The sequence below is a fragment of the Asticcacaulis sp. genome (assembly GCF_020217185.1).
Lineage (GTDB): Bacteria > Pseudomonadota > Alphaproteobacteria > Caulobacterales > Caulobacteraceae > Asticcacaulis.
Window position 1 is genome coordinate 1 of record NZ_JAIWNX010000071.1, and the last position, 10,000, is coordinate 10,000.

Here is a 10,000-nt window from a genome sequence, read left to right on the forward strand (position 1 = left end):
CCGCAGCAGAAAGCCCACCCCGGCCTCGGCTTCGATATCGGCCCCCTGAGCGCGTAGGGCATCGACGTCCCGATAAAGGGTGCGCAATGAGACGTTCAACTCCTGCGCAAGACAGTCACCGGTTACCGGATAACGGTGCCGGCGCAAAATCTGTAGCAAATTCAAAAGCCGGGCGGCGCGCGACATATCCCTTCCCCTGCGTCAGTCCACTCCTGACATAGCGCAAAGACCGGAACAAAGCAAAAACAAAATCTATAACACCGCCAAAGCCTGTTCAATATCGGCGATCAGGTCATCAGGGTCTTCGAGACCGACATAGAGGCGCACATAGCTGCCTTCCAGCGGCGCGTGGTCTTCGGGCGTCAGTTTGTGACGGCCGATAAATTGCGGTTCACAATTGACAGCCAGACTCTCATAGCCGCCCCACGAAAAACCCAACCCGAACAGTTTAAGCGCATTCAGAAAGCGCTGCGAGGCCGGTTCGCCGTCGCCTTTGAGCACCACGAGGAACAGACCATTGGGTGCGCTGAAATCCCGGCGGAAGACGTCGCTGCCCGGATGGCTGTCCAGCCACGGATGGACCACGCGGATCACTTCGGGGCGGGTGGTAAGCCATTGCGCCACCTTCAGTCCCGCCTCCCCCGACTGTTTGAGGCGCAGGTGCAGGGTGCGCAGACCGCGCAGGGCCAGATAGGATTCGTCGGCCGAGGTGAAGAAGCCCCACGCCTTGATGGCATCGTAAATCGCCTTGGCCAGCGCCGGATCATTGACCGCCACCGACCCGATCAGCACGTCGGAATGGCCGCCGACATATTTGGTCAGGGCCTGCATGGACATATCGACCCCGTGCGCCAGCGGCTTGAACAGCACACCCGCCCCATAGGTATTGTCGCAGAAGGTCAGGATGCCACGCGCCTTGGCGGCCTGCGCAATGGCCGGGATATCCTGAATTTCAAAAGTCAGCGAGCCGGGGCTTTCGAGATAGATCAGCTTCGTCTTTTCGGTGGCCAGCGCCATCACTTCTTCCGGCGTGGCTGAGGGTGCATACCAGGTGACATCGACGCCAAAGCGGGCCAGTTGCGAATCGAGGAAGCGCCGCACGGGGCGATAGGCCGAATTGACCGCCAGCACATGATCGCCGGCCTTCAGCACCGCAAAGATGGGCAGGGTCTGCGCCGCCAGACCGCTGGGCAGTATAAAAGCCTCTTCGGCTCCCTCCAGTTCGGCCAGCAGGCGACACAGTTCGCGCTGGGTCGAAAGGCCTTCGGTGCCATAGGTCGGCTTGATATCATCGCGATACAGCACCTCCGCGCTTTCCATCAGCACGGTCGAGCCGCGCTCGACGCCGGTATTGACGGCGCGGCGGCTGCGGGGCTTATCCAGAACCGGAGAGATGACGCGGGTGGTTTCACGCATATGATGGGCCTTTCGTATACGATGACTGCTCTGCCGCCGAATGGCGTCAGGCGCAAGTGAAGATTGACCAGATCGCAGATTAGAACGACTAATCCGACCCGGTAAAAATCGTCGCCTGACCAATTGTCATGGATTTGGCATATGCTGCGTCATGGGGTAGGCTGTGGCGTTATCAAAAGACGCGCGCAAAATTCCTACCAAATTGCATTCGTAACCGGCCTTTTCCGTACAGGAGACCGACCATGACCCGATCTGTTGCTTTTTCCCGCCGCTGGCTGCTCAAAGGCGCGGCGGCGGCTGGCCTTACGGGTTCGGCCCTGTCTCTGGCGGCCTGCGGTCAGAGCGGTGAGGCGTCGGCCAAGACCCTGCTCAACGTCTCCTACGACCCGACGCGTGAGCTTTATGTCGCCTATAACAAGCTGTTCGCCGCCAAGGTGAAGACGCCGGTGACGGTCAATCAGAGCCACGGCGGTTCCGGCAAGCAGACGACCGCGGTCATCGAAGGGCTCGATGCCGATATCGTCTCTCTGGCGCTGGCCCACGACATCGACGCCATTGCCGAAAAGGGCCTGATCAGCGCCGATTGGGCCAAGCGCCTGCCGCACAATTCGACCCCCTATTATTCGACCATCGTGTTTCTGGTGCGCAAGGGCAACCCCAAGGGCATCAAGGACTGGGGCGATTTAATTAAGCCCGGTATCGGCGTCATTACCCCCAACCCCAAGACCTCGGGCGGGGCGCGCTGGAACTATCTGGCCGCCTACGGCTGGGCCAAAACCCATGGTCAGGACCCGGCCGCCTATATCGAAGCGCTGTATCGCAATGTGCCGGTGCTCGACACCGGGGCGCGCGGCTCCACCACCACCTTCGTGCAGCGCGGGCAGGGCGATGTCCTGCTGGCCTGGGAAAACGAGGCTCTGCTGGCGCTGAAGGACAGCGGAGCCAAGGATTTCGAGATCGTCTATCCGTCCCTGTCGATCCGCGCCGAGCCGCCGGTCGCCGTGGTGGACAAGAATGTCGATAAGAAGGGCACGCGCGCACTGGCCGAAGCCTATGTGAAGGGCCTGTTCGACGACGACGCACAAAAGCTGGTCGCCGAAAACTTCTACCGCCCGGTCAGCGAAGCCGTCGCCGCGCAGTTCACGCAGACGTTCCCGCAACTGCGCCTGTTGTCAGTGGACAGCGACTTCGGCGGCTGGAAAAAGGCCCATGCCGATTTCTTTGCGGCAGGCGCGGCCTTCGATGCGCTGCAAGTCAAGCTGAACAAGTAAGCCCAAGGCCTTCATGACCGTCAACGCCACCCCTACGCCGGGCGCTGTTCCGCTGGCCACAGAAGGCTACAAGCCGCCCAAGGCGACGCACAAGGCGCGCGTCCTGCCGGGCTTTGGCCTGTCGCTGGGCATCACCCTGACCTATCTGTCGCTGATCGTCGTCCTGCCGCTCGCCGCCCTTCTGGCGCGTCCGTGGGAACACGGGCTGGACGGCGTGTGGCAAACCATCAGTGATCCGCGCGTGCTGGCCAGCTTGCGCCTGACCTTCACCACCTCGCTTCTGGCGGCACTGGTCAATCTGTTTGCCGGACTGATCGTGGCCTGGGTTTTGACGCGCTATGAGTTTCCGGGCAAGGGACTGGTCGATGCACTGGTCGATCTGCCGTTTGCCCTGCCCACCGCCGTAGCCGGCGTGTCGCTCTGTTCGATGTACGCCGCCAATGGGTGGGTCGGCAGCCTGTTCGCGCCCTTAGGTCTCAGGATCGCCTATACGCCGCTCGGTATCTTCGTAGCGCTGGTCTTTGTCGGCCTGCCCTTCATCGTGCGCTCGGTGCAGCCTGTTCTGGCCGAGTTCGATGCCGAGGTCGAAGAGGCCGCCGCCACTCTGGGGGCCACGCCGCTACAAACCACCCTGCGCGTCATCGTGCCATCGCTGGCGCCGGCCCTTCTGACCGGCTTCTCGCTGGCCTTTGCGCGCGCGGTTGGGGAATATGGTTCGGTCATCTTTATCGCCGGCAACATGCCCTTTGTGTCGGAAATCACGCCGCTGCTGATCGTTATCAAGCTGGAAGAGTTCGACTATGCCGGAGCGGCCGCCATTGCGGTGGCCATGCTGAGCCTCGCCTTCCTTAGCCTGCTGCTGGTCAATGCCCTGCAACTGCTGCTGTCGCGCCGGGGACGCGCCTGACCATGAGAGCCCGCGCCCCCGAAAGACCCAAGACCCCCGCCGCCTTCCTGCTGATGGCGCTGGCCGCCGTGTGGATGGCGCTGGTTATCGTCCTGCCCTTGGTCAATGTGCTGGCCGAAGCCTTCAAACAGGGCGTTCAGCCCTACCTGTCGGCGATCGTGCAACCCGACGCCCTGAGCGCCATCCGTCTGACCCTGACGGTCGCCGCCATCGCCGTGCCGCTCAATGCCGTCTTCGGCATAGCGGCGGCGTGGTGCGTGACGCGCTTTGATTTTGCGGGCAAGGGCCTGCTGTTGTCGGTGCTCGACCTGCCCTTCACCATCTCGCCGGTCATTTCGGGCATGGTGTGGGTGCTGTTGTTCGGGGCGCACGGCTGGTTCGCCAGCGTGCTTGAGGCCAGCAATATCAAAATCATCTACGCCCTGCCGGGCCTCGTCATTGCCACCGTGCTGGTCACCCTGCCCTTCGTGGCGCGCGAACTGATCCCGCTGATGCAGGATCAGGGTACGGACGAAGAAATCGCTGCGGTGACACTGGGGGCTTCGGGCTGGGATGTCTTCTTTCGCGTGACCCTGCCCAATATCAAATGGGCCCTGACCTATGGCGTGCTTCTGTGTACGGCACGGGCCATGGGTGAATTCGGCGCCGTGTCGGTGGTGTCGGGCCATATTCGCGGCCTGACCAACACCCTGCCCCTGCACATCGAAGTGCTTTACAACGAATATGACAGTGTGGGGGCCTTCGGGGCCGCGACGCTGCTGGCCGGTCTGGCGCTTGTGACGCTGGTCCTGAAAACCCTGCTGGAATGGCGCTTCGGTGACGAGCTGGCCGCCAACCGCCGCCACTGATTGAGCTTTATATGTCCTTAGTCGTCCAAAACATCACCAAACGCTTCAGCGACTTCGCCGCGCTCAATGACGTGTCGTTCGAAGCCCAGCCGGGGGAGTTTCTGGCCCTGCTGGGACCATCAGGTTCGGGCAAGACGACGCTTTTGCGCCTGCTGGCCGGGCTCGACCGTCCGGACACGGGCCGTATCGACTTCGACGGCCTCGACTATCTGACGCTGTCGGCCCGCGACCGCCGCGTCGGCATGGTGTTTCAGTCCTACGCCCTGTTCCGCCACATGACCGTGGCCCAGAACATCGCCTTTGGCCTCAATGTGCGCCCCTCAAAAGACCGCCCGTCAAAGGCCGAAATTCAGGCCACGGTGCAGCGCCTTTTGAAACTCATCCAGCTCGAAGACCTCGGCAAGCGCTACCCCAGCCAACTTTCAGGCGGTCAGCGGCAGCGTGTGGCACTGGCGCGGGCTCTGGCGATCAATCCGCGCATCCTGCTGCTCGATGAGCCGTTCGGCGCGCTCGATGCGCTGGTCCGTAAGGATCTGCGCCGCTGGCTGCGCCGCATCCACGATGAAACCGGCGTCACCACCCTCTTCGTCACCCACGATCAGGAAGAGGCGCTCGACCTCGCCGACCGCGTGGTGGTGCTGAAGGACGGCCAGATCGAACAGATCGGCAAGCCGCTGGAGCTTTATCGCCATCCGCAATCGGCCTTTGTCTTCGATTTTCTGGGGACGTCCAATCAGGTGCCGGCCAACCTGTCGGACGGCATCGCCGATTTCGGCGGCTTCAGCGCCCCGGTCGTCAGCCCCAAGGCGCTCAACGGCGCACAGACCGTGCGTTTCCGCCCCTTCGATACGCACCTGCACCACGAGGGACCGGGCTTTGAAGCCAAGGTGCTGTCCCTCCTGCCCGCCGGGGCCAATCTGCGTCTGGAACTGCAAAGCCCAACGGGGCAGGTGTTTGAAACCCAGCACGCCCACGACTCCGAAGCGTCTGACCTGCGCCTGAACGACACGGTCTATCTGCGCCCGTCCAAGGTGTATGCGTTTTAGCGCTATCACCTTAGAGGGGGTGCGAAAGACCGGGTGAAGAGGAACCCCACAAACTGTTCCGCAAAATCTACCTGATCAGTTCACTTTTCACCGTGACCGTGCCGTTGGCAGGGGTGAACGTCATCCGAAAATCGTGTTTGACGTCGCAAAGGGCCATTGACCAGATTTCGCTCCAACCCCCTGTTTCCGGACGACTTTCGATCCGCGTGTCGTAGAGGCCTGGGAGTTGCTGACAATTGTCAGGTCCATTCGCCCTACGCATCGCCTGCATGGCGTCAAAAGCCAGGCTTGAAGCCTTGAACTGTGCGTCAATCGAGGCAATGGTTTCGCCGTCTCTCAGGAAATCCATATTGGGCAGCGTATTGCGGCGATCGTGCCACGCAAGAAAATTATGGCGATAGGTTTTCCCGCAACCTCTCACCACAACCTTTTCCTTGACCGCGATAAGTATGTCTTCTCCCGCGCCAGACATGGCTTCGTTAGTAAAAAAATCTATAGATGACCGGTTATTAGGCAATTCAAACGGCTCAAAGCCGTCCGAAATATAGGTGACTTCAGAACAGTTGCCGAAGACCCACTCCCGCCGTACCGTGATGCCATCAAGGTTCAGATATTGCTCCAGCTTGGCCTTATATGCGGGCTGTCCGTATTTGCCTGTCAGAATCTCCGGCCGGTCGCCTAAGCCCGTTATAACGACCGCTGCCACCGCCAAACCCAGCATCTGTGCCACTCCCCTGCGCCATAAGCCCGCAACACTATGACAGTAGCAGGGCGGGTCGATACCACAAAAACGGTAGGTTGCCTTTGGCGGAGCGCAGCCTGTCAAACCGCGTCCTAAGCGCCACACTTGCCTTTATACACGCGCACCGCGCTTGACCTTCTCCCCCTGCTCCCCTACGCCCGCTCCTGTGCAGACGGTGCCGCAGAGATGCGGCTTAAAAGGGAAGCAGGTGTAAGGCCTGCGCTGTCCCCGCAACTGTAAGCGTCGAGTGTTCCGCCATACGCCACTGGTTGTTTCCAAACCGGGAAGGCGGCGGAGCACGCCTATACCAAGGGTCATTGAAATGACACCTGGTATGCCGTTCGCGAATGCCTCATGCCATTGATGCAGATGAGACATTCGCGAGCTTTCAACGGCCGGATGCACTAAGCATCTTCGGCCGTTGGGATCAGACGTGAGCCAGGAGACCTGCCCCTGCTATCGTCCTTCGCGTGGTCGGGGTGTGCCACAAGAGCGGATAAGCCTTTTTAACCGGAGGCCTTCCTCAGAGACGATTCGTGGTGCGCGCCGGTCCGTCCGGGGCGCTCGTCCTGTTGTGAATAGGCATAAGACCTTGAAAACTCTCCTTTGCGGCGTTGCGTTTGCCGCCCTCCTCACCTCGCCTGCGCTGGCCGATGACGCCCCGCAGGAGGTGATCGTCACCCTCACCCGTGAACCGGTGGCCCTGTCCAAGGTGGGGCAGAGCGTCACCACGTTTGACGCCGCCGCCATAGAGCGCAGTCAGTCGGTCTATCTGAAAGACCTGATCGCCCGTACGCCGTCGGTTTCCATCGCCCAGACCGGCGGTCCCGGTCAGGCCGGCACGGCACGCTTTCGTGGGGCCGAAAGCGACCGCAGCCTGTTTATCGTCGATGGCGTGAAGCTGGGCGACCCGTCGATGATCGGCGGCGGGCTGAACCTCGGCCTGCTGGCGCTGAATGATGTCGAGCGCGTCGAAATCCTGCGCGGGCCCCTTTCGACCCTGTGGGGCTCACAGGCCATCGGCGGCGTGGTGGCGGTGACGACCCGCACGCCCAAGCGCCCGTTTGAGGCGCAGATGTCGGTCGAAGGCCTTGATGAATACGTCGTGGGCAAGGCGGGTATGGGCGGCAAGACCGGTCAATTGAGCTGGCGTCTGGCGGCGGCCTATATCGACGACGACGGCGTGTCATCGCTGCGCGGCGGGGCGGAAAAGGACGGCTTTACGCAAAAGCACCTCAACGCCTACGTCCACTACGCCCTGAGCGACACGTCGGGCCTGCGCGCCCGTCTGGCCCGCACCGAAAGCGACTACGATTTCGACGGTTATAACAAAGCGTTCCAACTGGCCGACACCCGCGACACCGGTTTTCAAAACGAAAATCTGGCCAGCCTCGGCTACTACACGCAGGCCTTTGACGGCGCGCTGAAGCAGACCTTCACCCTGAGCTACAGCACGACGAAGCGCTCGACCTCTGACCTCGCCAACGCCACCGCCTATCCGTTCGAAGGCCGTCAGACCAGCTTTGACTACACCGGGGCTCTGGCCCTGTCGGAGACGTCCAAACTGGTCTTCGGTGCGTCGAGCGAGCGCTCGCAAGCTATTGCCTCCGGCCTCAACAAGCGCGTCACCCTTAACGGCCTGTTCGCGCAACTGCGTCAGGACGTGACGCCCGCCCTGACGGTGAACGCCAGCCTGCGCTATGACGATCATTCGGTCTTTGGCGGCAACACCATCGCTCAGGTCGCCGTGGCCTATGCCCTGTCGCCGTCTGTGGTACTGCGCAGCAGCCTGGGTCAGGGCTTCAAGGCCCCCAGCCTGTATCAGCTCTATGACGGCTGGTCCGGCAATCTGAAGCTCAAGCCTGAAGAAGCAACCAATCTCGATGTCGGCGTCGATTATTATGGCACGAACGACAGCCGCATCGGTGTCTCGCTGTTCGGGCGTAAGACCGACAATCAGATCGACTATGACATGTCGTCCTTCCGCTATGGCAATATCACCCGCACCAAGGCCTATGGCATCGAGCTGGAAGGTGAGACGAAACTGACACCGAACGTGCGCCTGTCGGGCAATTACAGCCACATCATCGCCCGCGACGACGCCCGTTCGAGCTCTACCTTCCGCAACGATCTGGGCCGTGCGCCGCGTCATCTGGCCAATGCCAGCGTCGAATGGCAGGCGACGGAGGCGCTCGAACTGGGGGCCTCCGTCCGCTATGCGGGCAAGTCGTTCGAGAACATCTACAATACCCGGCGACTGGACGCCTACACCCTGCTCGACCTGCGCGCCAGCTATGCGCTGAACGACACGGTGGCGCTCTTCGGGCGCATCGAAAACGCCACGGACGAAGACTATGAAACCGCCGCCAACTATGGCTCGGTCGGTCGCCGCCTGTGGCTGGGCGTACGCGCCAAATATTGAGACCGATGATAGGATTTGAAACCAAATCCTGACGGTCTATATAGGGGGCCTCCATCGACCGAGGCCCCCACCATGACCGCCGATACCGCCCACGCCTTTCAGACCTACAGCGTCACGACTCATCCGTCGCAGGGTGTAACCCATGTCGCCGCCCTGCGGGCGCAGTTTGCCGGTCTCGGTATCGACGGCTTTATCGTCCCGCACGAAGACGAGCACCAGAACGAATATCTGCCCGACGCCAATGAGCGTCTGGCCTGGGTATCGGGCTTTACCGGTTCGGCGGGCGCGGCCCTGATCCTCAAAGAGCAAGCCATCCTGTTTGCCGACGGTCGCTACACCCTGCAGTCGCGCGAACAGACCGATCCTTCGGTGTTCGAGGTCGTTGATTTCACCGCCACCGCCATCGCCGAACAGATCGCGTCTCAGCCGCGCGGTCGCGTCGTCGGCTATGATCCGCGTCTGCACAGCCCGGCGGCGCTGAAGGCGCTGCAACTGGTGGCCACCCGCGTCGGCGTCACGCTGAAAGCCGTGGATGAAAACCCCATCGACCTCGCCTGGGGGGCGGCGCGCCCGGCTCAGCCGATGACGCCGGTGGTGCCGCAACCGCTGCAATTTGCCGGTGTCGCGTCGGGTGACAAGCGCGCCAAGCTGGCCGAAAGCCTGCGTCAGAAGGGCGTGGCCGCCGCTCTGATCACCGCACCGTCGTCTATTGCGTGGCTGTTCAATGTGCGCGGCGGCGACGTCATCCGTTCGCCCCTGCCGCTGGCGCAGGCCCTGCTCAAGGCCGACGGCACGGCGGAACTGTTCCTCGAACCGGCCAAGGTCACGGACGGCCTTGGCGAATGGCTGGGCAATGAGGTGGCACTGAAAACACCCGGAGACATCCCGGCGGCGCTGACGGCCCTGTCCGGTCAGGGCGTGCTGGTCGATCCCAACTGGTCTTCGGCTTGGTGGGTGCAGGCCATCGAAGGGGCCGGGGCCACCGCTGTTCCGGGCGACGACCCCTGCCTTGTCCCGCGCGCCTGCAAAAACGCCGCAGAAATCGCCGGGACCACCGAAGCCCATATCCGCGACGGGGCCATCCTTAGCGAATTCCTCTACTGGGTGGCCACCGAGGCGCAGACCACCCTGCCGTCCGAAATCGAAGTGGCGCAAAAGCTTGAGGGCTTACGCATCGCGTCCGGTTTGGTGAAAGACCTCAGCTTCGACACCATTTCCGGCTTCGGCCCGCACGGGGCCCTGCCGCATTACCGCGTCACCGAACAGAGCAATATCCGCATCACGCCGGGCAATCTGCTGCTGGTCGATTCCGGTGGTCAGTACGTCGATGGCACCACCGATGTCACCC

At 62.0% G+C, this 10,000-nt stretch carries 9 protein-coding genes and 1 riboswitch; of the genes, 6 read left to right on the plus strand and 3 right to left on the minus strand.

All coding sequences use genetic code 11. From position 1 onward, the window contains the following. Positions 1-186: helix-turn-helix domain-containing protein (locus tag LDL37_RS03440; RefSeq protein ID WP_290794373.1), on the minus strand; the 186-nt coding region annotated here is incomplete at its 3' end. Between the two features lie 66 nt (positions 187-252). Beyond that, positions 253-1,416, minus strand: coding sequence for a cystathionine beta-lyase (gene metC / locus LDL37_RS03445; RefSeq protein WP_290794376.1), 1,164 nt, complete (start codon positions 1,414-1,416; stop codon positions 253-255). Between the two features lie 242 nt (positions 1,417-1,658). On the opposite strand from metC, the gene LDL37_RS03450 reads away from it, so the two are divergent. The 4 genes from LDL37_RS03450 to cysA are packed head-to-tail and all read left to right on the plus strand — an operon-like array spanning position 1,659 to position 5,488. Then, positions 1,659-2,687 carry a sulfate ABC transporter substrate-binding protein gene (locus LDL37_RS03450; RefSeq protein WP_290794379.1) on the plus strand — a complete coding sequence of 343 codons (1,029 nt, stop codon included), beginning with the start codon at positions 1,659-1,661 and terminating at the stop codon, positions 2,685-2,687. A 13-nt stretch (positions 2,688-2,700) separates the two neighbouring features. Then, positions 2,701-3,594, plus strand: a complete 894-nt coding sequence (gene cysT, locus LDL37_RS03455; RefSeq protein ID WP_290794382.1) for a sulfate ABC transporter permease subunit CysT — start codon at positions 2,701-2,703, stop codon at positions 3,592-3,594. 2 nt (positions 3,595-3,596) lie between these two features. Then, positions 3,597-4,442, plus strand: coding sequence for a sulfate ABC transporter permease subunit CysW (gene cysW, locus LDL37_RS03460; protein ID WP_290794385.1), 846 nt, complete (start codon positions 3,597-3,599; stop codon positions 4,440-4,442). 11 nt (positions 4,443-4,453) lie between these two features. Next, positions 4,454-5,488, plus strand: a complete 1,035-nt coding sequence (cysA, locus tag LDL37_RS03465; RefSeq protein WP_290794388.1) for a sulfate ABC transporter ATP-binding protein — start codon at positions 4,454-4,456, stop codon at positions 5,486-5,488. 67 nt (positions 5,489-5,555) lie between these two features. Here cysA and LDL37_RS03470 read toward each other — a convergent pair whose 3' ends face one another. After that, positions 5,556-6,209: a hypothetical protein gene (locus LDL37_RS03470; RefSeq protein WP_290794391.1), complete on the minus strand. Its 654-nt coding sequence runs from the start codon at positions 6,207-6,209 to the stop codon at positions 5,556-5,558. A 177-nt stretch (positions 6,210-6,386) separates the two neighbouring features. Then, positions 6,387-6,700: riboswitch (cobalamin riboswitch) on the plus strand. 122 nt (positions 6,701-6,822) lie between these two features. On the opposite strand from LDL37_RS03470, the gene LDL37_RS03475 reads away from it, so the two are divergent. Further along, positions 6,823-8,652, plus strand: coding sequence for a TonB-dependent receptor (locus LDL37_RS03475; protein ID WP_290794394.1), 1,830 nt, complete (start codon positions 6,823-6,825; stop codon positions 8,650-8,652). Between the two features lie 72 nt (positions 8,653-8,724). Beyond that, positions 8,725-10,000 (plus strand): aminopeptidase P family N-terminal domain-containing protein (locus LDL37_RS03480; RefSeq protein ID WP_290794397.1); only part of this gene is annotated, 1,276 nt, incomplete at its 3' end.

Bases quoted from the DNA above. Each gene is read 5' to 3' on its own strand.
- cysW (WP_290794385.1), top strand. From the start codon at position 3,597: ATGAGAGCCCGCGCCCCCGAAAGACCCAAGACCCCCGCCGCCTTCCTG.
- LDL37_RS03450 (WP_290794379.1), top strand. From the start codon at position 1,659: ATGACCCGATCTGTTGCTTTTTCCCGCCGCTGGCTGCTCAAAGGCGCG.
- cysT (WP_290794382.1), top strand. From the start codon at position 2,701: ATGACCGTCAACGCCACCCCTACGCCGGGCGCTGTTCCGCTGGCCACA.
- cysA (WP_290794388.1), top strand. From the start codon at position 4,454: ATGTCCTTAGTCGTCCAAAACATCACCAAACGCTTCAGCGACTTCGCC.
- LDL37_RS03470 (WP_290794391.1), bottom strand. From the start codon at position 6,209: ATGCTGGGTTTGGCGGTGGCAGCGGTCGTTATAACGGGCTTAGGCGAC.
- metC (WP_290794376.1), bottom strand. From the start codon at position 1,416: ATGCGTGAAACCACCCGCGTCATCTCTCCGGTTCTGGATAAGCCCCGC.